This is a genomic window from Psychrobacter sp. 1Y10 (genome assembly GCF_052259005.1).
Lineage (GTDB): Bacteria > Pseudomonadota > Gammaproteobacteria > Pseudomonadales > Moraxellaceae > Psychrobacter > Psychrobacter saeujeotis.
The window spans coordinates 474140-501097 of sequence record NZ_JBQQES010000001.1; the positions used below are offsets into that span (position 1 = coordinate 474140).

At 42.5% G+C, this 26958-nt stretch carries 22 protein-coding genes and 3 tRNA genes; 8 read left to right on the forward strand and 17 right to left on the reverse strand.

What is annotated here, in order from left to right; genetic code table 11:
• The first annotated feature begins 122 nt into the window (after positions 1–122).
• The 3 genes from ACTXGH_RS02040 to ACTXGH_RS02050 all read left to right on the forward strand — a co-directional run bounded on the left by ACTXGH_RS02040 (position 123) and on the right by ACTXGH_RS02050 (position 2464).
• Positions 123–833, forward strand: coding sequence for a pirin family protein (locus tag ACTXGH_RS02040; protein ID WP_439260821.1), 711 nt, complete (start codon positions 123–125; stop codon positions 831–833).
• A gap of 169 nt (positions 834–1002) precedes the next feature.
• Positions 1003–1686, forward strand: coding sequence for a nuclease-related domain-containing protein (locus ACTXGH_RS02045; protein WP_439260451.1), 684 nt, complete (start codon positions 1003–1005; stop codon positions 1684–1686).
• A 457-nt stretch (positions 1687–2143) separates the two neighbouring features.
• Positions 2144–2464 carry a hypothetical protein gene (locus ACTXGH_RS02050; RefSeq protein ID WP_439260453.1) on the forward strand — a complete coding sequence of 107 codons (321 nt, stop codon included), beginning with the start codon at positions 2144–2146 and terminating at the stop codon, positions 2462–2464.
• A gap of 188 nt (positions 2465–2652) precedes the next feature.
• On the opposite strand, the gene ACTXGH_RS02055 is transcribed toward ACTXGH_RS02050, so the two are convergent.
• The 11 genes from ACTXGH_RS02055 to exaC form a co-directional block, all read right to left on the reverse strand.
• Positions 2653–3624 carry a peptide ABC transporter ATP-binding protein gene (locus tag ACTXGH_RS02055; protein ID WP_439295894.1) on the reverse strand — a complete coding sequence of 324 codons (972 nt, stop codon included), beginning with the start codon at positions 3622–3624 and terminating at the stop codon, positions 2653–2655.
• Positions 3621–4697 carry an ABC transporter ATP-binding protein gene (locus tag ACTXGH_RS02060; RefSeq protein ID WP_439295893.1) on the reverse strand — a complete coding sequence of 359 codons (1077 nt, stop codon included), beginning with the start codon at positions 4695–4697 and terminating at the stop codon, positions 3621–3623. The genes ACTXGH_RS02055 and ACTXGH_RS02060 overlap by 4 nt, the downstream gene beginning before the upstream one ends.
• Positions 4697–5608 (reverse strand): ABC transporter permease, encoded by a 912-nt coding sequence (locus ACTXGH_RS02065; RefSeq protein ID WP_299216986.1) that lies wholly within the window; start codon positions 5606–5608, stop codon positions 4697–4699. The genes ACTXGH_RS02060 and ACTXGH_RS02065 overlap by 1 nt, the downstream gene beginning before the upstream one ends.
• Before the next feature lie 139 nt (positions 5609–5747).
• Complete coding sequence (locus ACTXGH_RS02070; RefSeq protein WP_299216983.1) at positions 5748–6764, reverse strand: ABC transporter permease; 1017 nt, start codon at positions 6762–6764, stop codon at positions 5748–5750.
• Between the two features lie 164 nt (positions 6765–6928).
• Positions 6929–8569, reverse strand: coding sequence for an ABC transporter substrate-binding protein (locus ACTXGH_RS02075; RefSeq protein ID WP_439260460.1), 1641 nt, complete (start codon positions 8567–8569; stop codon positions 6929–6931).
• Positions 8570–8987: 418 nt separating this feature from the next.
• Positions 8988–9314 (reverse strand): DUF779 domain-containing protein, encoded by a 327-nt coding sequence (locus tag ACTXGH_RS02080; protein ID WP_439260461.1) that lies wholly within the window; start codon positions 9312–9314, stop codon positions 8988–8990.
• A gap of 40 nt (positions 9315–9354) precedes the next feature.
• Entirely contained in the window at positions 9355–10308 is a 954-nt protein-coding gene (gene eutC / locus ACTXGH_RS02085) for an ethanolamine ammonia-lyase subunit EutC (protein WP_439295892.1), read from the reverse strand.
• A 65-nt stretch (positions 10309–10373) separates the two neighbouring features.
• Positions 10374–11753 carry an ethanolamine ammonia-lyase subunit EutB gene (locus ACTXGH_RS02090; RefSeq protein ID WP_439295891.1) on the reverse strand — a complete coding sequence of 460 codons (1380 nt, stop codon included), beginning with the start codon at positions 11751–11753 and terminating at the stop codon, positions 10374–10376.
• Between the two features lie 60 nt (positions 11754–11813).
• On the reverse strand, positions 11814–13256 hold the full coding sequence (gene eat / locus ACTXGH_RS02095) for an ethanolamine permease (protein ID WP_439295890.1): 1443 nt from the start codon (positions 13254–13256) through the stop codon (positions 11814–11816).
• Between the two features lie 231 nt (positions 13257–13487).
• Positions 13488–14516, reverse strand: coding sequence for an alcohol dehydrogenase AdhP (adhP, locus tag ACTXGH_RS02100; RefSeq protein WP_299216969.1), 1029 nt, complete (start codon positions 14514–14516; stop codon positions 13488–13490).
• A 137-nt stretch (positions 14517–14653) separates the two neighbouring features.
• Positions 14654–16180 (reverse strand): acetaldehyde dehydrogenase ExaC, encoded by a 1527-nt coding sequence (gene exaC / locus ACTXGH_RS02105; protein WP_439295889.1) that lies wholly within the window; start codon positions 16178–16180, stop codon positions 14654–14656.
• Positions 16181–16636: 456 nt separating this feature from the next.
• Here exaC and ACTXGH_RS02110 point away from each other — a divergent pair, with 456 nt between their 5' ends.
• The 3 genes from ACTXGH_RS02110 to ACTXGH_RS02120 all read left to right on the forward strand — a co-directional run bounded on the left by ACTXGH_RS02110 (position 16637) and on the right by ACTXGH_RS02120 (position 19986).
• Complete coding sequence (locus ACTXGH_RS02110) at positions 16637–18574, forward strand: AAA family ATPase (RefSeq protein WP_439295888.1); 1938 nt, start codon at positions 16637–16639, stop codon at positions 18572–18574.
• A gap of 53 nt (positions 18575–18627) precedes the next feature.
• A complete protein-coding gene (locus tag ACTXGH_RS02115; RefSeq protein WP_439295887.1) occupies positions 18628–19821 on the forward strand; it encodes a type I glyceraldehyde-3-phosphate dehydrogenase in 1194 nt (397 codons plus the stop codon).
• 74 nt (positions 19822–19895) lie between these two features.
• A tRNA-Ser gene (locus ACTXGH_RS02120) sits at positions 19896–19986 on the forward strand.
• A gap of 108 nt (positions 19987–20094) precedes the next feature.
• On the opposite strand, the gene ACTXGH_RS02125 is transcribed toward ACTXGH_RS02120, so the two are convergent.
• The 5 genes from ACTXGH_RS02125 to ACTXGH_RS02145 all read right to left on the reverse strand — a co-directional run bounded on the left by ACTXGH_RS02125 (position 20095) and on the right by ACTXGH_RS02145 (position 23910).
• Complete coding sequence (locus ACTXGH_RS02125; RefSeq protein WP_439260473.1) at positions 20095–20910, reverse strand: hypothetical protein; 816 nt, start codon at positions 20908–20910, stop codon at positions 20095–20097.
• A gap of 493 nt (positions 20911–21403) precedes the next feature.
• Positions 21404–21733, reverse strand: a complete 330-nt coding sequence (locus ACTXGH_RS02130; protein ID WP_299216955.1) for a CopG family transcriptional regulator — start codon at positions 21731–21733, stop codon at positions 21404–21406.
• A 237-nt stretch (positions 21734–21970) separates the two neighbouring features.
• A tRNA-Asn gene (locus ACTXGH_RS02135) sits at positions 21971–22046 on the reverse strand.
• 337 nt (positions 22047–22383) lie between these two features.
• A tRNA-Asn gene (locus ACTXGH_RS02140) sits at positions 22384–22459 on the reverse strand.
• A 248-nt stretch (positions 22460–22707) separates the two neighbouring features.
• Positions 22708–23910, reverse strand: a complete 1203-nt coding sequence (locus tag ACTXGH_RS02145) for a pyridoxal phosphate-dependent aminotransferase (protein ID WP_439295886.1) — start codon at positions 23908–23910, stop codon at positions 22708–22710.
• Between the two features lie 336 nt (positions 23911–24246).
• On the opposite strand from ACTXGH_RS02145, the gene ACTXGH_RS02150 reads away from it, so the two are divergent.
• Both ACTXGH_RS02150 and ACTXGH_RS02155 read left to right on the forward strand, forming a co-directional pair.
• Entirely contained in the window at positions 24247–24801 is a 555-nt protein-coding gene (locus ACTXGH_RS02150) for an acyl-CoA thioesterase (RefSeq protein WP_439295885.1), read from the forward strand.
• 155 nt (positions 24802–24956) lie between these two features.
• Positions 24957–26021, forward strand: a complete 1065-nt coding sequence (locus ACTXGH_RS02155; RefSeq protein ID WP_439295884.1) for a cation diffusion facilitator family transporter — start codon at positions 24957–24959, stop codon at positions 26019–26021.
• Positions 26022–26182: 161 nt separating this feature from the next.
• Here ACTXGH_RS02155 and dps read toward each other — a convergent pair whose 3' ends face one another.
• Positions 26183–26665, reverse strand: a complete 483-nt coding sequence (gene dps, locus ACTXGH_RS02160; RefSeq protein WP_439260476.1) for a DNA starvation/stationary phase protection protein Dps — start codon at positions 26663–26665, stop codon at positions 26183–26185.
• Positions 26666–26958 lie beyond the last annotated feature (293 nt).

Consider the following 26958-nt stretch of genomic DNA (forward strand, 5'->3'; position numbering starts at 1 on the left):
AGAAAGCTTTTTGATTAGTCGTCTTCATAAAAGAGTTGTTAGAGTATTCTGGCAACTCTTTTTTATGAGATAAAATGTGGAATATCGTTTTTTTAGTAATTCAAACCAAACGAGGACTCATGATGAAAACCATCCATCATCCAGCAAATACACGCGGCGGCTCGTATCATGGTTGGCTCAGGAGTAAGCACACTTTTAGCTTTGCCGACTACTATGACCGTGAGCGGGTAGGGTTCGGCGTTCTCAAGGTGATTAATGATGATCATATCGAGGGTGGTCATGGCTTAAGCTCACACTCACACCGTAATATGGAGATTGTCAGTATCTCGTTGTCAGGTACGCTCTTGCACAAAGACGATATAGGTAATGAAAGTGTCATCAATAGTGGTGAGATTCAGATAATGTCCGCAGGTACAGGGGTAGTGCACTCTGAGAGCAATGCCAGCTCAGAGATACCTGTTAAGTTTCTACAAATTTGGCTTGAGCCAAACAAAAAAGATGTGACACCGCGCTATCAGCAAGTCAGCTTGGTTGAGCTATTAAACCGTAATCAGTTTAATCAAGTGCTCTCACCAAGTATGCATGATGCTGGCGTATGGCTTTATCAAAACGCATGGTTTAGTGTCGGTGAGTTTGATGCAGGCGTGACTAAAACCTATACGTTAAATGATGCTAGCAACGGCGTTTACGTATTTGTCATTTCAGGCAGTGTGGTCATTGATGGCAATGTCTTACAGCAGCGCGATGGATTAGGTATTAGTGAGACTGATAAGTTTACGATGGACGTGATTAGCAAGGCGCAGGTATTGGTGATGGAAGTGCCGGTTGGATAGCTGTTTTCGGCTATAAAAGCCAGTAGGTTAAACTCAATGTACCGATAATGAGTGCTCTATATTTTCAAAATTATTAAATGGTGCTTTTATCTCAAGTTTTAAAAACAGGTATGTTTTTTGCTAACTTTCTATTAACTATGATAATTCAATAAATAATAGGTAGTTAAAAGTGTCCCTTATCTCTAGCTTTAAAGGTATCCTAGGTGAAACCATTATCAACGTCGCTATGTGGCTAAAGCTTGATAAAGAGATCTATCACCGTTTAAACAATATTACCTTGCCAAGAGACAATGGCGGCAGCACCCAGATTGACCATGTCATCGTCTCGATCTATGGCATCTTCGTCATCGAAACCAAAAATTATAAAGGCTGGATATATGGTAGCGAGAAGCAAAGACAGTGGACGCAAGCCTTCCCAAATGGAAGGAAATTCAAATTCCAAAACCCATTGCGCCAAAATTATCTGCACATCAAGACGCTTGCAGATTTATTAGGATTGGAATTGAACTACTTTCATTCGATGATTGCTTTCATCGGTGAGTGTGAGCTAAAAACCCGTGATGAGTTACCTGAGCACGTATTGACGAGCGGCATGGTGTCTTATGTGAAGAAAAAGCAAGATAAGATATTAAACGATGAAGAAGTCAAAGCTATCGTCGAGGAGATTGAAAATAATAGATTTAGCAAATCTTGGAAAACTAACAGTCAGCATAAAGCCTATTTAAAAGATAAACATAGCAACCCAAGTAAGTCGCCTAACAATAAATTTGTAGAGTCTAAGCCAAAAACGCCTGAAACGGCAGCCGTTGAGATAATAGAAATCTTAGATCAAACACCAGTTTGCCCAAAATGAAACAGTAAGATGACTCAGTGCACCGCTAAAAAAGGCGTGCGCGAAGGTAAAGTTTTTTATGGTTGTAGCCAGTTTCCTAAATGTCGCGGTGTGATAAACACCGATTAATCATTTGATGCTAATAGGGCTTAATACGGTTATTCTATAGTTAATCTGCTATAAAACGATACAACGAGACTGGTATAAATTTTTTGTAGCCTCTGCCAGCGTAGACAAAGTAAGTAAGAAAAATTTATACCAGTTGCGCATCACGTTACAACGTATTGGTTTTATTTAGTAACGACTATATTTAGTAACGACTACATGATGAATAACGATCAATATTATGTTTGGTCTACCAATTCAAGGGCGCTTTGCGATGTGTATTTGTTTTGTACTAACACGTTGATTAGACAATGATATTAACTTAACATCAAGTATTTAAACGATTTATACAATACAATTGAGGAGTTGCCTTATGTCAGACAAATCTGCTAAGAATAATACAAAAGATGATATCACACTCAGTAAAAAGGTTAAGAAGCAGCTGAGTAAGCTTGATAAGCTGCGTCAAAAAGAACAAGATAAAATAGACAAGGCGCGTCAAAAGGAGCTTGGTAAAGTAGATAAGAAACGTCAAAAAGAGCAAGGCAAAGTAGATAAGATGATTCAAGGCTTAATTGACGATATCAATCAAAAAGCTAGTAAAAAACAGGAAAAAATAGATACCAAAATTAAGAAAAAAAGAAATAAATTAGACACGGCTGGTATAGAACAAGACCAACCATGGCAGTACTAAGTAATATATAAAAGTACCAAAATAAATATAAATTTGGTAGCACTCATTCAGACTTAGATGTGTATGACTTTATAGTTGCAATATTACCTTAGTCGGTAAATAAAAACTTTAATGTCAGCGCGTCTAAGTCTTTTTTTATCTCGTATTTAACATTGTATTGCAAACTAAAGACTAGGCGATTATTTATATCAACCATAAATCTCTTCCAACCGTAAACAAGAGACCAATCGACCGTCCCACTCTCGCAGCTTGGGCTCTATTTCGCTACACTTAGGTTTGGCATAAGGACAGCGTTTATGTAGCGCGCAGCCACTTGGCGGATTAAGTGGACTTGGAAGCTCACCATGTAAGGTTAAGTCATTTTTATGGCCAGTTACAGTCGGTGCTGCTGCTAATAAAGCAATGGTATAAGGATGTTTTGGTGCATTATAAATGGCTTCTTTAGGACCGTGTTCGACCGCCTGACCTAAGTACATCACCATTACATCATCAGCGACATGGCGTACCACTGAGAGGTTGTGCGAAATAAAGACGTAAGCAGTATGGTATTCGTCCTGTAAATCCATGAATAAATTCAATACTTGTGCTTGAATCGAGACATCGAGGGCTGAGGTAGGCTCATCAGCGACGACAATCTTTGGATTGAGCATCATCGCGCGGGCAAGGGCAATCCGTTGACGCTGACCACCTGAAAACATATGCGGATAACGACCAGCATGTTCGGGACGTAGACCGACATGCCTCATCATCTCATTTATCTTACTACGCTTTTCTTCCTTTGATAACTTGGTATGGATATCTAACGGTTCAGTCAATTGATAACCGATAGTATGGCGCGGGTTGAGGCTGCCATAAGGGTTTTGGAATACCATTTGGATTTCGGTGCGCAAATCTTTTAATGCTTTTCTACTATAACCAGTCGTCGCCTCATCGTTAATAAATAACTCGCCATCAGTAGGCTGTTCAATAAGTGTGAGCTGGCGGGCGAGAGTCGATTTACCGCAGCCTGACTCACCAACGACCGCAAGCGTCCTGCCAGCTTCAAGCTCAAATGAGATACCGTTTAAGGCTTTAACATAAGCTTTAGGTTTGCCCAAACCTTGCGATACTGGGTAATGCTTGTGTAGATTCACTGCTTTTAAGACCACTTTATTACTCATAACTGGGACTCCACAGTAGCAGTGTTAGCGATAGAAGTGCGAGAAGGTAAGTTTGGCAGGTCTGAGTGAATACAGCGTACGTTGCCATTAGGCGTCTCCAGAATGGGCGGTGGTACTTCACAAGCTGGCTCCTTATAAGGACAACGCGGAGACAATAAGCAACCGCTTGGGCGATCATATTGACTGGGTACGACACCCGGCAAACTATTGAGTCTATCTTGACCGATAGCCAGCTCGGGGATGGCTTGTAGCAAGGCTTCAGTATAAGGATGAGCAGGGGTTTTAAAGATCTCTGGCACGGTACTGGTTTCAACCACTTGCCCGGCATACATGACGACGACATCGCGTGAATTTTGTGCGACGAGGCCTAGGTCATGGGTAATAAGTACCATCGCCATTTGTTTTTCACGTTGTAGTCGGCTAAGCAAGTCCATGATTTGCGCTTGCACCGTGACATCAAGAGCGGTGGTTGGTTCATCAGCGATAAGGAGTTTTGGCTCGCAAGCAATCGCCATCGCAATCATAACTCGCTGACTCATACCACCTGATAGCTGATGCGGATAGACCTTAAGTCGGTTTTTGGCGTCAGGCATCTCAACCAATTCAAGCAGCTCTAAGATACGTGTCTGGACTGCTGAACCGCGCAGACCAAGGTGCTTGCGTAGTACTTCACCCAGTTGCATCTCAACCGTAAAACTTGGATTTAGACAAGACATCGCATTTTGAAAAATCATCGAGATGTCTTTGCCAATAATGCCACGCTTTTCTTTGGCTGACATACTCAGCATGTCTTTATTATCAAACATCACCCGCTTAGCACGAACCGTTGCAGAGGGCGGCAACAGTCCCATTAAGGCCATCATAGTGACGGACTTTCCTGAACCAGACTCACCAACTACTGCCACAACTTCGCTTTGCCTAATCGTTAACGACACATCATCTACTGCGCGAAAAGCACGCGCCCCTTCACCAAAGGTTACCGAGAGATTTTTAATATCTAGCAGTAATGGGGTATTGGTTGCCGCAGTATCTGTTGAATTTACTACAGCAGCATTGTTCAAAATCTCTGTCATTAGGTCACCTGCTTCAATTTGGGATCTAGCGCATCGCGTAGGCCATCACCAGTTAAATTAATTGACAAAGCAGCTAAGAAAATAGCGACACCTGGCCAAATGGCTAGCCAAACATTACTTTGAATATACTGACGCGCTGTACCAAGCATCGCGCCCCATTCTGCATCTGGCGGTTGCACGCCAAAACCTAAGAAACCAATCGCACCTGCTTCTAAAATAGCAGAGGAGAAAATCATCGTCGCTTGTACGATGAGCGGGGCCATACAGTTGGGCAGAATGGTCACGAACAATAAACGCAACACGCCAGCACCCATCACTTGTGAGGCAACAAAATACTCACGTTGTAGCTCTACCATCGCGGTAGCACGTGTCAGGCGGATAAAAGGTGGCGTACAAACCAAGGCAATGGTAATAATAGTGTTGGTCATAGAAGGGCCTAGGATAGCCGCAATGATGATAGCCAATAGCAAGCTTGGATAAGACATCAAAATATCATTGACTAGCATCACCGCTTTGCCCCAAACTTTTGGCCAAAACGCAGCGCTAAGTCCTAATGAAACACCGACTAGCATAGCGAGGGTAGTGGCACTTAGACCAATAAACAATGAGTAACGGGCGCCATACATCACCCGAGACAAAGTATCTCGACCTGCATCGTCAGTGCCGAGCCAAAACATTGCATTGCCACCGTCCAAGAAAGCAGGTGGGAGCTGCTCTTGGCCGGTGAATAGCTCATAAGGATCGTGAGGCGCAATAGCGGGCGCAAGTATGGCAATAATGACCATTAACGCGAGTACAATAAAACCAAGTACAGCGCCTTTATTTCGGCAAAATGTCGATAAAAACAGCTGCCAAGACGAGGGCGGTGTGGCTGCTAGATTGACATCGGAGGGAAGAACAGAAGGCTTCATGAGCAATTCCTGTAGTGGTCAGCACTTTAAAAGCGTTTAGAGTCTTATTCCTAAAAAATACTTAAAATTTTAAAATTGCTCTAAAGCATGTAAGCGCCAATCATCACTATTTGTAATATAATTATTTATCAATGTTAAATTAAGAAGTATGTCGAATACGTGGATTGATAAGACCATACAAAATATCAATAAATAAACTAACCAAGATCAAGGCGGTGGCGACCAGTAAAATACCGTTTTGCACAATTGGATAATCACGAGTAAAGAACCCATCAAGTAGCCAATTACCAACACCTGGCCAACTAAAGATAGTCTCAGTGATAATGGCTCCAGCAAGTAATGTGGCCATCTGTAAGCCAACGACAGTAATTACCGTAATTAAAGCATTGCGCATAACGTGCACTAATATCACTCGGCGCGGCGATAAGCCTTTGGCTCGTGCTGTACGTACATAGTCCTCATCTAACACCTCTAGCATTGCAGAGCGCGTCATCCGCGCAATCATCGCTAGAGGAATGGTTGATAAGGCAATAGACGGCAGAATAAAGTGTTTTACCACATCCCAAAATGCACCAGGCTCTCCTGACGTCAAAGAACCCAATAGCCATGAGCCATACAAGGGCTGAACATCCAAAAACTGAGCGACAGATATCACTCCAGCGACTGGTAAAAGACCTAAATAATGGGCGAATATACCTGTTAGGATAGGTCCCAATAGATAGATAGGCATAGAGTATCCTGCTAGCGCCCCTGACATCAAAGTGTAATCAATCCACGTACCACGCCGGAGTGCGGCGAAGATACCTAAGCTGACACCAATGACACTAGCAATGACAATGGCGCACAAAGCCAGCTCTAAGGTTGGGACAAAATGGGCAAAGAAGTCTTGTAATACTGGAGTACGTGTACGAAAGGACTGACCAAAATCACCGGTCAAGATGCCGGTTAAGTAATCCCAATATTGGACGATGAGTGGTTTATCTAAACCAAGTCTTTCTAAGGCACGGGCATGTAATTCTGGATCGACCATACGCTCACCCATCATAATCTCAACGGCATCGCCAGGGACGAGACGAATCAGGGTAAAGGTTGATAGCGTTAAGCCAAGGTAGACAGGAATTAAAATGGCAATACGGCGCAAAATATAAAGTAGCATGGGCTGCTCAATAGTTGTGGTTCAATGATTAGAGTGTTGACAGTGAAAAGAGTGCCCGTGACAAAACAGTTAGTTTATATAAAATCGGCTAGAGCAGAGGGTCTGACCTAGCCGAATACGAATTAAACAATCATGTATGTCGTACCGGACTTTATCAGTTCAGGTTATTCAACCTTGACACCATCGAAGCGTATTGAACCCAGTGGACTAATCTTATAATCGACAACGTTTGGTGCTGTGAATACGGTCACCACCGAATGTGCCATCGTCGTCCAAGGCAGCTGCTCTTTGAATATCTGCTGAGCTTGTACATAATCACTAACGCGATCATCTTGATTGGTAATCTGGCGGGCATTGGTCACTAAAGTGTCAAAGTCCTTATTACACCAGCGTGAGTAGTTGTTACCACCGACAGCATCACAAGATAATAACGTACCAAGCCAGTTATCTGGGTCCCCATTATCACCGGTCCAACCAGCTAGAATAACATCGTGCTCACCTTTAGCAGCGCGATTCAGGTACTCGCCCCATTCATAAGTGACAAGCTTGGTATCGACGCCAATCTTCGCCCAATCTGCTTGTAGCATCTCAGCCATTAGCTTGGCGTTAGGGTTGTATGGGCGTTGAACTGGCATATACCATAGGTCAATTTCAAGATTATTAGCGCCGGCTTCTTTGATGAGCGCTTTGGCTTTTTCAACATCATAAGAAGCGTCCTTAAGCGACTCATCATAACCCCACTGTGTTGGCGGCATAGGATTGGTCGCTTTGAGTCCTTCACTTTGATAAACCGCATTGATAATAGCGTCTTTGTTGATGGCCATATCCAATGCTTGACGAACTTTTAGGTCACTAAGCTTCGGTTTCTCAACATTGTAGCCCACATAGCCGACGTTGAAGCCAGGCTGATCAAGCACCGTGGCCTTACCAGATTTTTTGACAGAGTCGATTTCAGCAGGCTTAGGATAGGCGGACACATGGCATTCACCAGCTTGAACTTTTTGGGCGCGAACCGCTGAATCTTTAGTAATGACAAACACTAGATTATCGATGTGAATATCGTCTTTGTTCCAATAGTCTGGGTTTTTGGTGTAGCGAATTTGCGCGTCTTTTTGATAGGAAGTAAAGACGAAAGGTCCGGTACCAACAGGTTTAGTATTGATATCAGCGGCATTATCTGCAGCCATTAGCTGATCTGCGTATTCAGCAGAGTTGATGTAAGCAAAGGCCATTGCTAGGTTCTGTAAAAACGGTGCGTTGGTCTCACTAAGGGTAACTTTTACCGTATAGTCATCAACCTTTTCGATATCAGAGATGATATCAGGCAGCCCCATACCAACCGAATATGGGAATTCAGCAGGATAGGCTTTGTTGAATTCAAAGTCTGGATTGGTGATACGTTCTAGCGTAAAGACAACGTCATCAGCGTTAAAGTCGCGGGTTGGGGTAAAGTAGTCTGTTTTGCCAAATTTGACCCCTTTACGTAGATTAAAGGTATAGGTTTTGCCATCTTCGCTAATATCCCAGCTTTCAGCCAGCCCTGGTTGAATCTCGGTGTCAGCTCTTTTGAATTCTACCAAGCCGTTATAGATAGGGTAGGCGCTGGCATCAAAGTCAGTACCAGAAGTATACTGTGCTGGATCGAAGCCAGCAGGGCTGCCTTCTGAGCAATAAAGCAATGTTTTAGCTGCTTTGGCATCTGAGCTGGCAGCGGATTCATCAGTGGTTTTGTTGTCGCCGCTACAAGCGCTAATACCTAAAATAACCGTAGCCAACAAAGTAAGTTTGAAGAGTGATTTTTGCATTATTACATCCTATGTAAATGATAAGAAGTTTACCAATATATGCACAGGTTCATACCTAAACCATAAACACAATTGGCAAACTCTTAATTCCCTTTAAAGTTTTTATCAATATAATATTTTTAATATGCAATGCAGAACAAGAGTAATGTTTTGACCACTTTAGGTCAAGCATGCAAGAAAACAAATATAAATAAATTGTTTGAATATACTCTTTCAAACAGCAGTAATGCAAGTTATCTGTGAACTAAATTCAACAAACACTGCCTTATATTAAGAACGTTTGTTTTTTAATTGAGTATAAACAACTAAACAGTAACCAATATTTAATCAAAATAAATAAATAAAAATGACTAAGGCGTATTAATTAATTAGTACATCTTTGACAGCACAGGCATAATGAGCCAAGTTATTGAATCACTTATATTTCACATATCTCCGAGCGCACGATAAAGCGTTTGCCCTCTGGTATCTCAAGTGAAAAACTCGCACCGCGACCGTCTACCACATCGATAGTTAGATCGGTATGCTGCCATAGTTTATATTGTGCTTTACCCATATAAAATGGACAGCCTGCAAGCTCACCGACTAACACATCTTGCCCGCCAACTTTAAACTCGCCCAACGGATAACACATCGGTGAGCTACCATCGCAGCAACCACCAGATTGATGGAACATCAGGTCACCGTGCTTAGATTTTAGTAGTTCAATTAATTCTTTACAGGATTTTGTCGCTTCAAGTTTCATGTCGGACTCCTTGTCATGACAATAATTTATGCAATTTATTTTATAGCAGTTTTATCGCTGGTTGACTTTGATCTAGGGTTGGCAGCTCTTGCTCATCTTTTAAATCAACACCGGATAGTTTAAGTTCACAAGATTTTTTCATTAGTGCTAATAGTCGATTCGCTGCCATTTTAATGGGCAGTCCAGCAGCTCGCACATTAGAGATACAGTTGCGCATGGCGTCATGGCTATCAGTATGCGCGTCCCAAGTATAATAAATACCTAAGCTGTCAGGGGAGCTAAGACCGGGTCGCTCACCAATAAGCATTACCAGCATTTTGGCCTTGAGACGTTCTGCAATTTTATCGCCTAAAGCCACACGGCTGCCCGTTGCAATGACTAAGGGCGCGATGCTCCAGCCTTCTTCTTTAAATAATGGCAATAGCTCCGCGACCAGCTTTGGTCCATTTTCTTCTAGCGCCCGTGCTGACAGACCATCTCCCATCACGATGATGACATCATAAGATTTATCCGTGCCTGATTGCTCTAAAAAGTACTCTAATTTTTCAGAAGATTCAGTGTTTAATAGCCTTCCCCAATCTGGACGTTTAAGATAGTCAGATTTGTTTTCTGCCTGACTCGTTACTTTGAATAGCTCCCATGCCTCATCTGATTGTTCTAGAGCTTCCTCGTTACTTTTCTTTGAATCCTCTGTTGCATTCTCTGTGTCCATATCTTTAAAAGTAAGATGGCATTGTGTAGACAAATCATCAACTAAGCGTTCGATATCTAAGTCTTGTAGTACCGCATCTTTGGCTTCGGCATGATCAAGCTGAAACTTTAATAAAGGCTTGGTAGGAATACTACAGCCAACTCGTCCTAGCGCGATTCTAGAGTCTGTATATTCTTTTAACTTTTGCCAAGGATCTAGATGAACCAATTCAGATCGTTGACTCGTTTTGGGTTTGTCTTCGTCAATAATCGACTGCTTAACTTGCGAATCATTCACAGACATAGCATTCTCCTTTATGATTCGGTATTGCGTGACTTTATAGATTTATTTTAATCATTATTATAGGTTTACATAATGCCAGAAAGCAGGGACGATGGCTTGTCTGACCATTTGATACTGTTTTGCGTTTGAGTATAAATGCTGTTTTCACTGAGCCAATGCGCAAACTCAGGGGCAGGGGTCAACCCAAGCAGTTGCCGAGCGTAGAGGGCATCATGGAATGAGGTAGTTTGATAATTGAGCATGACATCATCGGAGCCTGGAATACCCATAATAAAGTTGATTCCAGCGGTCGCAAGCAAGGTCAATAAGGTATCCATATCATCTTGATCGGCATCGGCGTGATTGGTATAGCAAATATCACAGCCCATAGGGACGCCAAGCAGCTTGCCACAGAAATGATCCTCAAGGCCTGCGCGAATGATTTGTTTGCCATCAAACAGATATTCAGGGCCAATAAATCCAACGACCGTATTTACTAACAGTGGATTAAATTCTCTAGCCACTGCATAAGCTCTTGCTTCCATTGTTTGCTGATCGACATCGAAATGCGCATTGCTTGACAGCGCACTGCCTTGTCCGGTCTCAAAATACATAACATTTTGCCCGACCGTGCCACGATTTAGGCTGAGCCCCGCTTCATAGCCTTCTCTCAATAGGGCCAAATCTATACCAAAGCTAGTATTGGCTTTTTCACTGCCAGTAATTGACTGAAAGACTAAATCAACGGGCACTTTTTTCTCAATCAATTGGATAGCGGAGGTGATGTGAGTCAATACGCAAGATTGAGTAGGAATTTGATATTCAGATATCACATGGTCTAGCAGCTTAAGTAGTTCTGATAAATTTTGTAGATTGTCAGTGGCGGGGTTGATGCCAATCACAGCGTCCCCATTGCCATACATCAAGCCATCGATAATACTGGCAGAAATACCCAACATATCGTCGGTAGGATGATTGGGCTGTAAGCGCGTAGACAAGCAACCATCAAGACCGATAGTGTTGCGAAACTTAGTAACGACTTGGCATTTCTTGGCGACTAGAATTAAATCTTGCACGCGCATTATTTTGCTAACGGCAGCTACCATCTCTGGAGTAAAGGCATATTTTAATTGGGCTATTTCATCCCTTGTGGCAGATTCCCCCAATAACCAGTTTCTTAAGTCACCAACGGTAAAGCTGGATATTTTGGCAAAGGCTTGTTTGTCGTGCTGTGCCATAATCAGCCGAGTTACTTCATCGTCTTCATAGGGGATGGTGATGTCATCTAAAAAGTCGATTAATAAACAATCGGCTAAAGCCATTTGCGCGGCTACACGTTCAGTGGCATCAGAGGCTGCAACCCCAGCCAATTCATCACCTGAGCGTCGCGGTGATGCTTTGGCAAGTAACACTTTTAAACTCTCAAATTGGTAGGTTTTCTGCCCTACAGTATGTTGATAAGCCATTTTGTTCACCTTCTATCTATCAATTTTATAGGCTATAAAATATAAGCTCTATAAACATTATTAACTTAAATCATCTGACGCGGCTTGAATCTCGGCGAACTCTTCTTCTGGCGTGCCACTCACTAAGTGATGACGGCTAAATATGACGAAGTAGAGAATAAATACGATATAAATCCCCGCCGCCATAAACCAAACTTTGGGATCGACCATTAGCCCTGCGATTACGGCAAAAAAGGCGAGCACAAGTGCTATACCTGACGTCATGATGCCACCCGGTGTCTTATAAGGGCGCGGCAAGTCAGGACGCGATAAACGCAGCTTGATATGAGAGGCCATCATTAATACATAAGAGATAGTCGCACCGAATACCGCCATTAGAATAAGAAGATCTCCTTCACCAGTAAGTGATAATAGAAAACCTATAATGCCAGGAACAATAAGAGCCAAATAGGGGGCTTTATTGCTGTTAGTTAGCGATAGTTTTTTGGGTAAATAACCCGCACGCGATAAGGCGAAAATCTGCCGAGAGTAGGCATAAATGATGGAAAAGAAGCTGGCGATCAGACCTGCGAGACCAACGAAGTTTACAAAACTTGCCAACCACGTATTTTCACCATATACGGCGATTAGGGCATCAACCAAAGGCGCTCCTGAATCTTTTAAGGTATCTGCACCCGCAGCACCTGGTCCTAAGAATAAAATAAGCAGCGCGAATGACGCTAAAATCAACATGGCACCGATTAGCCCACGTGGTAATGACTTAGCAGGATCTTTAGCCTCTTCAGCCGCTAGAGGCACACCCTCAACCGCTAAAAAGAACCAAATCGCATAAGGAACGGCAGCCCAAATCCCGATATAACCAAAGGGTAGAAACGGACTTGCTCCTGCTTGTGTACCAACGGCAATATCAAATAGATTTTTACTATCAAAATGAGGAAACATCGATACGATAAATACCACTAAGGCAATACAGGCAACAGCGGTAATGCCAAACATAAGCTTTAATGCTTCGCCTGCGCCTTTTAAGTGGATAGCTATAAAGACGATATAGCATGTCAAATATATGATCCAGCCTCCGATACCGAATAACGACTCGCAATATGAGCCAATGAACACTGCGATAGCGGCTGGTGCGATGGCATATTCAATCAAAATCGCAGTACCAGTTAAATATCCTCCTAAAGGACCAAAAGCGGTACGGGCGAAACTATATCCACCGCCTGCTGTAGGCAACATGGTGGACATCTCTGACATCGATAAACACATGCACAGATACATGAGAGCTACGGCTATCAAGGCCACAAACATCCCGCCCCAACCACCTTGTGCTAGGCCAAAGTTCCAACCAGCAAAGTCTCCGGAGATGACATAGGCGACGCCAAGACCTATTAATAAAACCCAACCAACCGCGCCTTCTTTAAGTTGACGTTTGGCGAAATAATCTTTTTCAGCTTGAGTGCTGCCAGAGACCGCGCTCTTATGATCGTTAGGCGTGCTTGTCATGTTATTCCCCTACATAAAGACTATAAGTAAACTGAGGGTACTGCTAACTCATACTGTAAATAACTTGTCATTAAAAATTATTAACAACTGACATCTGAAAGCTGAAAATAAAAGGTCGTATCCCTTCAACTCAAATTGCTAGTAACGCATGGTTGAAATGATACGACCTGTTATTAATGATTAAAGACGATAACCATTAAACCAATGTCAAAATGTCACAAAGCTATAAGGCTACATAGCGTAGTCAATCACAATGCGACCCTCGATTTTTCCTTGGCGCATACGTTCAAGAATATCATTGATATTCTCAAGCGGCTCAGCAGCTACGGTCGCTTTCACTTTGCCTTCCGCTGCCATATCTAGCGATTCTTGCAAATCAAGACGCGTACCAACGATTGAACCACGAATAGTGATGCCGTTTAGTACCGTATTAAAGATAGAAACAGGGAAGTCACCCGTTGGCAGGCCGTTACATACCAAAGTACCACCGCGTCGTAACATAGTTAAAGCTTGATCAAACGCTTTAGAGGATACGGCAGTTACGAGCACCCCATGAGCGCCGCCAATCTCTTTTTGTAGATACTCACCAGGATCAGTGTTCTTGGCATTAACGGTAACTGTTGCGCCCAGTTTTTTGGCAAATTCAAGCTTTTCATCGTCAATATCGACAGCGGCAACATTCAATCCCATAGCAATAGCGTACTGTACCGCCATGTGACCAAGTCCACCGATACCTGAAATAACGACCCAATCACCCGGCTTGGTGTCGGTCATTTTTAGACCTTTATACACGGTAACACCTGCACATAGGACTGGTGCAATCTCAACAGAATCAACGCTCTCAGGGATAATGCCAACATAGTCGGCATCTGCCAATACGTATTCTGCAAAGCTACCATTCACTGAGTAGCCAGAGTTTTTTTGTTTTAGACATAAAGTCTCCCAACCGCCTAAGCAGTGGGTGCAGTGACCACAAGCAGAGTAGAGCCAAGGGACACCGACTCGGTCGCCTTCTTTGACATGATGTACGTTTTCGCCAACAGCGGTAATGAGGCCTACGCCTTCGTGTCCGGGGATAAATGGTGGGCTAGGTTTGACTGGCCAATCTCCTTCAACCGCATGCAAATCAGTATGACAGACACCTGATGCTTGCATTTTGACTACGATTTGACCGGCACCTGGGGTCGGAATGTCTACTTCTTCAATCTGCAGAGGTTGGTTGAATTCATGCAGAACCGCAGCTTTCATTTTGTTACTCATGGTGTAACTCCTTATTACTAGCAGTCACTAACGCTCAACTCAATCGTTCAAACCGCCAATTATGTTAGATGTAGATGCTTGGTAAGCATCAAGGTCGCACTTTACGGCTTTGCCATAAAGTGCATTGAGGGATAGATTTAAAAGAAGCCCATTTTTTTAGGACTGTAAGACACCAGCATGTTTTTGGTTTGCTGATAATGATCGAGCATCATTAGATGGTTTTCACGGCCGATACCGGACTGTTTATAACCACCGAAAGCAGCATGCGACGGATAGATGTGATAGCAGTTGGTCCATACACGACCCGCTTGGATACCACGTCCGAAACGATACGCTTTATGTACACTGCGTGTCCAAATCCCAGCGCCAAGACCATATAACGTGTCATTAGCAATGCTCATCGCTTCGTCGTCGTCTTTGAACTTTGTGACGGCAAGTACTGGTCCAAAGATTTCTTCTTGGAACACGCGCATGTCATTAGTACCTTCGAAGATAGTCGGCTGCACATAGTAACCTTCCCCAAGATCGCCATTGTGTTTAGCTTTTTCGCCGCCCACTAAGACTTTTGCACCTTCTTTTTTACCGATATCGAGATAAGAGAGGATTTTTTCTAATTGATCTGAGCTGGCTTGCGCACCAATCATGGTGTCAGTGTCTAATGGATTGCCCATTTTGATAGCTTCGACGCGAGCGATACAGCGTTTCATAAATTCATCATAAATGCTTTCATGTACTAAAGCGCGTGATGGGCAAGTACAGACCTCACCTTGGTTCAAGGCAAACATCACTAAGCCTTCTACTGCTTTGTCTAAGAAATCATCATCTTCGTCCATGATATCGGCAAAGAAAATATTTGGACTCTTACCACCAAGCTCAAGCGTTACTGGAATAATGTTTTCACTAGCATACTGCATGATAAGACGACCGGTGGTCGTTTCGCCAGTGAAAGCCACTTTATTAATGCGTGGGTTAGAAGCCAATGGTTTACCTGCCTCGACACCAAAACCATTCACGATATTTAGTACGCCTTTTGGCAAAATATCAGCGATGCCGATGGTTTCTAGCATGAACAAGATAGAAGCTGGCGTTTGCTCAGCAGGCTTCATGACGATACAGTTACCAGCAGCAAGAGCTGGGGCAATTTTCCATACTGCCATCAGAATAGGGAAGTTCCATGGGATAATTTGACCGACGACACCAAGCGGCTCATGAAAGTGATAAGCAACCGTGTCTTCATCTATTTGGCTAATACCACCTTCTTGGGCACGAATCGCGCTGGCAAAATAGCGGAATTGATCGATAGCTAATGGAATATCTGCCATGAGAGTCTCACGCACAGGCTTACCGTTCTCATAGCATTCGGCAATAGCGATAGACTCTAGATTGGCTTCCATACTATCGGCGATTTTGAGTAGTAAGTTTGCGCGTTCAGCAACGCTGGTCTTACCCCAAGCGTCTTTGGCAGCATGAGCCGCATCTAACGCGGCTTCGATATCTGCTTCTTTTGAGCGAGCGACCTGACAGATGACTTTACCATCGATAGGACTTGGATTATCGAAATACTCACCATCAACGGGTGCAATCCACTCACCGTTGATAAAGTTGTCATATTTTTCGCGGAATTGGACAGGACTGTCTTCAGTATTAGGGTAGGCGTATAGCATCAACGACTCCTTGTTGTGTTGTTTGAGAGAGATCACAGGAAAGTTTATTTATTGTTTTATAAAATATTATAAAAAATAGATACTTACGTGTTTCATAATTAGTCTTCCTGACTAATTACTCACTCTATCGTACTTAGCTTTAAGACAGAGTGATAATGACTTTTTATAATGATATATTCTGTATCGCATAACTTTACGTTATATAAGCGCTGAAGATTAAAGTGGTTCGCAAAACTGGCGTAACTGTTATAATCGTTGCCAAGTAATTTAAGCGGTTGTCTTCAAAGCACTTATCCATTGTATGGGCTTCAATCTTGTCCAGTGTGCGCAGTGTACTTTTTATATGCAGCCGCATTTACTTTCTTGTTTTTTTAAGTTGCCTCAATTATACGTATACAATCGGTGACTTTATTTCTTATACTTTTTTCTCATTGTTAACTTAATTGGTTTGAATATATGCGTCAATCTTCTGCTCTTGATATTTTAAAAACAGGTCAAAATGTCTTTTTGACAGGCTCAGCAGGTTCAGGTAAGACTTATACGCTCAACCAATATATCAATTATCTGCGTGCACGCCGCGTACCAGTAGCAGTTACGGCAAGTACAGGCATTGCAGCAACGCATATGAACGGCACGACTATCCATAGTTGGTCGGGTATCGGTATTAAGGATGAGCTGACGGATCGTGATTTAACCAATTTATCGCGCAAGCAGTTTTTGGCAGATAGATTAAAAGATACAGCGGTGCTAATCATAGATGAGATATCCATGCTCCATGCCAAGCAGCTCAATTTGGTCAGTCAGGTCCTCAAATATGTGCGCAAAAACGACAAGGCATTTGGTGGTATTCAGGTCGTCGTCGCTGGAGATTTTTTTCAGCTCCCACCGATTGGAAGTAAGGGCGAGAGCAATCGTGAGAAGTTTGCTTTTATGTCGGAGGCTTGGCTTGATGCTAAGTTTCATATTTGCTATCTATCAGAGCAGCATCGACAAGTGAGCGAGGTGGCTAATGGCGGTCTTGATTTGGATGACATTTTGAACCAAATTCGTCGGCAAGAAGTCACTTTTGAAGCAATTGCTGCGCTCGAGGCCACCTTTGATCAAAACGTCGATATTAAGCGCACTCGTCTCTATACGCATAATCTTAACGTCAATAAAATCAACGACAAAGAACTAGCAGCGTTAGATGGCGATATGATGCGCTTTGAAGCTACCTCTACGGGCGATAACAAGTTGGTTGAGACCCTAAAAAAAACCGTACGTACTCAAGATGAGCTGATTCTCAAAGTTGGCGCTAAGGTGATGTTTATTAAAAACAATACTGAACTTGGCGTCTCTAATGGTACGATGGGTGAGCTAATAGGCTTTGCCGCTGTCAAAGTTGACGACAGTAAAGACCATAATGATACGCTGATTGAAGACGATGAAACCAATAGCGATAATGAAACTAAGACTGCTAAAGAAAAAACCAAAAACAGTAAGAAAAAAGATACAGATACCGAGCAATCAAAAAATAAAAAAACTATCATGCAAAAAATGCCCGTGGTGAGACTCAATTCTGGTCGTGAGGTCATCGCTGAGCCTGAAGAATGGATCATCGAAGATGAAACGGGAGATGTACTAGCAAGCTACCATCAAGTGCCGCTCTGTCTGGCGTGGGCGATTACCATTCATAAGTCACAAGGAATGACATTAGATGCTGCTGAGATTGACTTGTCGCGTACCTTTGAGCTTGGGCAAGGCTATGTAGCTTTGTCACGATTAAAATCGCTGGCAGGGCTACAACTGCTAGGTATGAATGATATGAGTTTACAGCTTGATCCGTTAGCGCGTGGCGCCGACAAGCGGTTTTTGGTACTATCTGAGGAAGCCGATGCCAACTATGCGATGCTTGATGAAAAAAGCATGAAGCAGGCGCATGATAAGTTTGTTTTAAAGTCGGGCGGTACGCTGAGCCAGTCTGTGATTGATGCCTATACAAGCCTACAAAAAAAACGCCGCGAAAAACAGCAAGTGCAGCAAGATAAGAAGCTAAAGTTGGGCAATCAAGTCTCAGATAAGTCAGAGAGCACCTTGCTTGCAACGCGACTATTGTTAGAGGAAAGCTTGTCCATCGCTGATATTGCTCAGACACGTGAGCTTGCGCAGTCAACGATTATGCGCCATATTAGTGATCTAAAACGTCAAGACCCAAGTCTTTCTTGTGATCATCTACGTCCTGATGACGATACAATGATGGCAGTAGGTAATGCTTATGTGGCAATCAAAGTGGCCAACAATCCTAATGATTTTAACGATAATGGCAGTGTAAAAATTAAGCCTATTTACGAGAGTCTTAAGCAAAGTATTGATTATAATACCATTAGATTGGCGCTAATTTTTATTACACCATAGACTTACTATTTTCGCTCCTACATCATCTCCTACCTTTATAGCGATACTTTTTTATGCCTGAATTCTCTAATACCACTTACCACCTAAACTCTAAATCTATAAGAGCGACGACTCATGCTGCTGGCGAGCACACACAGCCATTGAGAGTCGCCATCAATGGCTTTGGACGTATAGGTCGTAACGTATTACGTGCGTTGCTAGAGCGCTTTGAGGTACTTGGACGCGCCATTCATGTGGTGGCTATTAACGATTTGGCCCCAGCTGAGACTTTGTTGCATTTATTGAAATTTGATAGCACGCATGGGCGTTTGAGCAGACTGGGGGTCAGTGCCGAAATTGTTCAGGACGGCATCACTGATAAGGAACAAAAACCATCTGCTACTGCAAAAAGTGACATCCAGCTGTGCCTAACAAAAAACAATCTAACCTATTGTATTCGTCTATTATCAAGGCATGATCCAAAAACGCTGCCTTGGGACACTCTTGGTATCGATGTGGTATTGGAATGTACAGGACATTTTCGCTCTTATGCTCAAGCCAATCTACATATTGAAGCAGGTGCGCAACAAGTTATCATCGGTGCTGCACCCTTTGACGATGTTGACGCTTGTATCGTAATGGGTGTTAATACTGAGCTACTGACGCGTGAGCTACCGATTGTCTCAGGTGTCTCTTGTACCACGCAAGCGCTAGTGCCACTGATTGATACGCTCGATAAGGCCTTTGGTGTCAAGTCCGCAATGATGACTGAGATTCATGCTGTCACAGCTGATCAAACGGTCCTTGATCAAGCACATCGTGACCCAAGACGCGCGCGAGCGTCTGGTCATAATATCATTCCTACAACATCTAGTAGTATTGCCGCCTCAGAACGCGTGTTGCCAGCGATGATGGGCAAGATTAATGGACATTCTATTCGTGTGCCCACCATTAATGTCGCAGCAATCGATGTAACGTTTGTATTTAACGCATCGGGCATCAGTATCGATGCCATACGCGAAGTACTCAAGTCCGCCAGTCAAGCGCATTTGCTAGATATTATGGCCTATACTGATGAACCATTGGTCTCAAGTGACTTCATCCATCAGACAGAATCACTTATTATCGATGGGCAGCAACTCATGCAAGTGGATGATCAATACAAGGTTTTTGCGTGGTACGATAACGAGTGGGGCTATGCCAATAGGCTACTTGATATGTGTTTGCACCTGGCTTCTAGCAAGCAGACATTCACTAAAAAACAATAAGAAGTAAAATAATTTAATTTATTTTAGATATGCGCTTGCAATATGAAACGATATCTATATAATGATGCACCAATGGAGACGTGGCAGAGCGGTTGAATGCACCGGTCTTGAAAACCGGCAAGGGTTCATAGCCCTTCGAGAGTTCGAATCTCTCCGTCTCCGCCAAATTTAAAAGGCCCCAATCATTAATTGATTGGGGCCTTTTTTTATGGTTATTTTTTATATAGTTATAACCTTTGTACTTCTTTTGTTTAGTGCTGACTATAGCGCTGTTTACTCCAGAGGAGCCTCCTTAAACTCAATCTGCTGACCATCAGTTAAAAGTAGAACACCCTCACTAATCTCTATCGTAACATCTTGTGCGTTCCTAATCGCACGCATGACATTCACATCCTCAATACTACTTTCAATGACGATTTTACCTGACTGCTCAGGCTCAACAGCTGGTTTAAACTGCGTAAGCGGAACATTGAATTTTTTACCTTCTGTCAGTTTTGCATTTTTCATCAGCAAAGTCCCCTTAAAGCTTTCAATAGGCACCGAGCCATGATTGGATAGCATAAACTGCAGCTTTACCTGATTTAGGCTGTCACTATCACTACTTTTTACAGGTAACAAGGCGAGAGGGTAAGTCAACGTATTCATAGCATCTATCTGCTGATTGACCGTAACAGGGCTTTTTTTGCCAGTCGGGTTGTTAGGGTGCAGGCGCTCATATTCACGTTGCTGTACTAGTGCTTGCTTAATCGTTATACGCGGCATGGCGCCAGACTCGTAAGCATCGCTAAGCTTCATCCGTAGCATATAGCGGCTAAGAAGCTGTCTATCACTCTCAGGCAATTGCTCAAAAGTAGCGCCTAGCTTTTTTTGCCAATGATCAGAGTTCGTCGGTATGGTTTGCTTACTCGGGTCAGTTGGCGGCTGTGAGCAGCCACTCAATAAACCCGCTGCCACTAGTGACAAAACAAGCAACATAGCGGTACCTAAGCGCTGATAAAAGTGCTTATTATAAGGTATGGGCAGGAAGTCAAAGCTACGGAATAAAATGAGTGTACTCGCTATCATGCGCTTCTTTAAAGGCCTTACCATGATCTACCTCCTTGTTATAATCGATCCACTATAAAATAAACAAAAGCCACTAAAATAAGTTATATACAGCAACGAGCTGCGTGTGCATAGCAAGCAAAAAAATAATTTCAACAGTGTTTTTTAATCTTTGTACAGCTTTTACTTAGGACTGACTATATTTTTTTAATCAACTCTATAATCGACGTCAATTAGAATATACCTTACTTCGGTAAATAGTATTAGGAGCCATCATTAGCTATTGTGTTAAATTATGCTTAATACTAGTGACTTATATAATAAAAAAGAAGGCGACAATGAGGGGAAATAAGAGGCAAAATATCGCAAAGTGGGATGGCAAAGTGAATGGTAAAGACAGTGGTGGAGAATAAAGTAAGTAGAATACTTTAAGTAAAAAAGTCGGTCGCTAAGTGACTAAAATACACTTAGCGACTGGCTTTTTTAGGGTTATCTTAAACTATCAATAACAACGATCAGCTCGATAAAAACCTCAGTGCTAGTCGTCGTTTTGTAATTCCGTCAACGGATGCGTGATACTATTATTGTGCGTAACCACGATCGCTTCATCGATGATACGTTGGCTGACACCACGCTTACGCAGAGTCTCGATGAAAACTTCATCATGCGCTAAAGTATAATCTTGATGATCACGGTCAAGACCTTGGCGAATATACAAGCGGATTAGCCCTTGAATACGTTTGAACCCAAGCTCTGATGAGGTTGCCTCTAGTAGCTCAATCATCTCTTCAGAAAGACGAATGCTGACTGGGCGCATGATTTTTTGCGGATGATCAGAGAACTTATTTTTTATGCGTACAGGTATCATAATAAACCATTACTTTTAGTGACTAAAAACAAAGAACTTCAACGAGAATGATAGTAGCTATTCATTTGCAATAAGTGCTTGAAGTCGTTACTTATAAACATTTTAGATAGCTGTCATAAACAAACAGTTATCAATACTACTTACCATACAACAAAACCACTGCAAAAAACACTACAGTAGTAAAAATAGCAACCATAAAAAAACCTTCATCTAATATTGATGAAGGTTTTCATTATATGGCTCTCCAACCTGGGCTCGAACCAGGGACACACGGATTAACAGTCCGTTGCTCTACCAACTGAGCTATTGGAGAATAAGCTGTGATAACGGCAAACCTACTGTACGTGTCTAACATAGCAAGCACTAAGCTCGTTTGCGTTATGTGGGGCACATTTTAGCCAAGTAGCTGTAGACTGTCAACCAAATAAATCATTAATCATGGTTATTTATTATAATTTCTTTTTTAATGAGATTTAAGAGGTACTGTACGACGTATTTGACAGTTCTGATAAGCTGTTTTAGTCAATGATAAACATAAGACCTAGTATTATAGATAGAACACTCATAAAAAAACCCTCATCAAATCGATGAGGGTTTTGGCAAATGCCATAATTGAATTACAAACAATTCAAGATTTTACTACTAAAATGTGGCTCTCCAACCTGGGCTCGAACCAGGGACACACGGATTAACAGTCCGTTGCTCTACCAACTGAGCTATTGGAGAATAGGCTGTAAGTATGTAATGACTTACAACAAGCTTAGAAATCCTCTAACGAGTTCTTGCTAAGTGGGGCGTATTCTAGCAAAAATAAAAAATACGTCAAGCCTTTTTTTGCATAATTAGTAAAAATTATCATTTTAATGATGTGATAGAGGGTTTTTATCAAAAAATACCATGAAAAAGCCACTCTATAGAGTATATAAGCGGCTTTTTTTGTAGAAGCAATAGTGGAACCAGCTGTTCATTGCAATTTATTCAGTAACGTCTAAATCAGCCACTGCTTTTTCGATGCGTGATAAGGCATCTTTTAGCGTCGCTTCGTCCGTTGCGTAAGAGATGCGCATATAGCCGCCAAGGCCAAAGGCGTCACCTGGTACGACAGCTACGCCAACCTTATCTAATAACCATGCTGAAAACTCAGTACATGATGACAGACCAGCGGCTTTAATAAGTGGTTTGATTTCAGGATAGACATAAAAGGCGCCGTCAGGACGCAGGCAAGTAATGCCCTTAATAGCATTTAGACCATTGACGACCAAATCACAACGTTTCTCAAAAGCTTCTACCATTGGCGCAAGTACGCTCTGGTCACCGCTAATAGCAGCTTCGGCGGCGACTTGGCTGATAGAAGCGGGGCACGAGGTTGATTGTGACTGAACTTTTTTCATTGCGCCGATGAGTTTGGCAGGGCCACCTGCATAGCCGATACGCCAGCCTGTCATCGCATAGGCTTTTGAGACGCCGTTTAAAATAATTGCGCGGTCTTTTAGCTCAGGTGCAGCGTTTAAGATATTGTAGAACTTATCACCCGTCCAGCGAATGTGCTCATACATATCATCTGAGGCCACATAGACGTGTGGATGCTTCTTCAATACTTCCGCAATGGCTTTTAGCTCATCCAAAGTATAAATCATGCCTGTTGGATTTGATGGGCTATTTAATACCAATAGTTTGGTTTTGTCCGTGATGGCGGCTTCTAACTGCTCAGCTGTGATTTTAAAATCTTGCGACGCTGGGCATTCGACGATGACAGGTTTACCGCCTGCGATGATAACCATGTCAGGATAACTGACCCAGTATGGCGCTGGAATGATGACTTCATCACCTGGATTGATAAAGGCTTGAGCAAGGTTGAAAAAAGACTGCTTACCACCGACTGACACTAGGATTTCATTTGGCTCATAGCTGATGTCGTTATCGCGCTTGAACTTCTCGATGATGGCTTTTTTGAGTTCTGGTGTCCCATCGACAGCGGTGTATTTGGTAAAACCGTCATTGATTGCATCAATGGCCGCTTTTTTGATGTGCTCTGGCGTATCAAAATCAGGTTCGCCAGCGCCAAGGCCAATGATGTCTTTGCCAGCCGCTTTTAGCTCTTTGGCTTTATTGGTAATCGCTAGAGTCGGTGATGGTTTGATGCTATTGACACGGTCAGACAATTGCAATTCACTCATGGGAGATCCTTTTTAACTGGGAGGGAAACTGGTTGATCGAGACTAGTTGTATGGTGTTGTAATTATTATCAATACAAGATAAAAGCATGTTAAATAAAGAATATACTACCCTTTATATAAGCTCTTATAACCTTGCTTTTAGCATTGTAGCATGCTGATATTGTGCTGTCTCAATGGTTAATAGGGGATGGGAGACTGATTTGGCTCCATGTGATAAATGTTATTAAGTTAAACATTGTTATGAGGGTAAGGGCTGTCACAAAACAGGTGGTTTGCGTTACACTAATGCAAATCACCTATACTACTTTTAACTGCTCATAGCGAAACGGGAAGATTATGCCACAACTAAACACTTCGTCAACAGCCAAAAAAGCGCCTCTAAATCATGAGCTGTACATGTCAGTACTGATGACACCTGATATGGCCAATTTCATTGGTAATGTGCATGGTGGCGATCTGCTAAAAATGCTTGACCAAGTTGCTTATGCTTGCGCCAGCCGTTATAGCGGTAGTTATGTAGTGACGCTCTCTGTTGACCAAGTGATGTTCCGTGAGCCCATTTATGTGGGTGAGCTGGTCACTTTTGCTGCAAGCGTTAACTATGTGGGTACCACCTCAATGGAGATAGGCATTCGTGTTGAGGCAGAGGATGTGCGCGCACGTACTATCCGGCATACCAATAGCTGCTATTTCACAATGGTTGCTATCGATGACAATGGCAAACCCAATCCAGTTCCACCGCTTGACATTAAAAACTCTATGCAACAGTGTCGCTTTGATGCAGGTTTGGCGCGTAAAAATTTGCGGATGGATAGCTCACAACGTCCTAGTTGCGATATTAACAACATGATTGAAAGTCCAGAAAATACGACTAACAGTAAACCTAAATAAGCCTATACCTCAGCTCAAAGCCCTTTGACATGACTCACTAAAAAGCTACTGATATTTTCAAGGCCCTATTTTAAGCTAAGCTGTTACCTACCATAAACAGCATGGCTCCTATAAAGTGCACATGCCTTATCACGTATCGTTTTATTGAGTTTAGTATGAGTTTAGAGCCGCCCAATACCAACCTACAATCCCATCCTACTGATGATCCCAACATAGTAAGTACGCGCACACGCGGTGTTGGGAAGTCTGATGATAATACTTCTGCATCCGAGCATAAGTCTTCAAGTTCGCTGACGACAGTACTAATCGCAGTTGGGGCAAATCTTATTATCGCTATTGCGAAGACGTTGGCGGCATTTATGACTGGTTCTGCATCGATGATAGCGGAATCAGCGCATTCTTGGGCAGATGCGGGCAATGGGACACTATTGATTGTCGCTGAAAAAAAAGCAGTGAAACCTGCTGATAGAAGTCATCCTTTGGGCTATGGTAAAGAGTCGTATGTCTGGTCGATGATTGCCGCTTTTGGTGTCTTTATGGCAGGCTCTATTGTATCTATTTATACAGGTATCACTGAGTGGAATGCAGCGGAGAGTGAGACCAACTATACCATTGGTTTTATTATATTGGCGATCGCTTTTGTACTTGAGGGGTTTTCATTAGTACAGGCTTATCTACAAAGTAAAAAACATGGTGAAGCAATTGATGTAAGTGCGATTGGTTATGTCGTTGATACGTCGAACCCAACGCTACGCGGCGTGTTTTTTGAAGACTTGGCAGCTGTGATCGGTTTGGTTGTCGCTGCTGCTGCGATGGGTATGCATGCCTATACTGGTCAGCCATTTTGGGATGCGCTTGGCTCTATCATTGTTGGTTTGCTTTTGGGCGCAGTCGCCATATTTTTAATCAGTCGTAACCGTGACTTTTTAGTAGGCCATAAAGTCTCTGATAAAATGCATCGTTATGTGCTAGGCAAACTACTTGAACATCCAGATGTCGATAGCGTGTCGTATTTACATTTGGAATGGGTCGGTCCCAAAAAAATATTTATGGTGGCAGCAGTAGATATTGCAGGCAATCAACGCGAAGAATCTCTCGCTCGTAAGTTTGAAACTATCGAAAATCAATTCCGAGCCAATCCACTGTTCCAAGAGGCTATTTTAACCTTATCAGTACCTGACGCTGAAGTTTTGAATTTAGAGAATAGTGAGGCTGTTTGATATTTCTGATAACTTTCATAACGAGTGACAACGCATTCCTAATGCCTCACAACGAATGACGAATTAATGAATCTCTGACGCTCAGTAGGTAGATATAAAAAAAGGGGTCACTTATTTAAAGTGACCCTTTTAACTTTAAGATAATACTTATATGCTAAATATTATTTTTTTGGTGCGTTAGCACCGATGAACCAAGCATCTTTATCGATAATACGACTGACTTCAGTAAATAAGTCCGCTGTATCTTCGTCACCAGCTTCTCCAGCAGTATCAATGGCTTTGCGCAGCTCTTCTGCAATCTTCTTATAACGATTGGTCAACTCACGAACATGCTGATCAACTTCAGTGATATCAGTAGGGTAAGTCTCTAGTACAGAGTCTTCAACGACACGTTTTGAGATACCGTTCGCTTTACCACCTAAAATAACAATACGTTCGGCTACAGTGTCATATGCTTCTGTTAAACGCTCGTAGGTGTCATCTAACAATTGATGCACACCGATAAAGCCAGTACCTTGTAGATTCCAATGGCACTGTTTGCTATCCATGCTCAAGTCGATCAAATTGGCTAAATTAGAGTTTAGCAAATCTACCATTTTTTTCGCTGTATCATCAGTAATACCGCTTGCGTAACGTTCTCTCATATTTTACTCCATTATTTAAATTTATTTTGCTGAGTTTAAAATTTTAAGACGAATTGTTCTTTATTAATATTTTCTTAAACAGCTGTCTCACGTTAGCCTTTGTGTTTTATCTAAAAATAATTCTAAGATTGTGACGATTGATTTGTGACAATCTATTAATAAGATAATGACTAACGCTTCGCTTGAGTGTTACCAGTCAATTCATAAACGATGATAGCAGTTTACATGAATGATTGAACCCTCAAGCGTTATGCTTTATTAAGTGGTCGTGTAATGACTTTGTTAATCGTGAA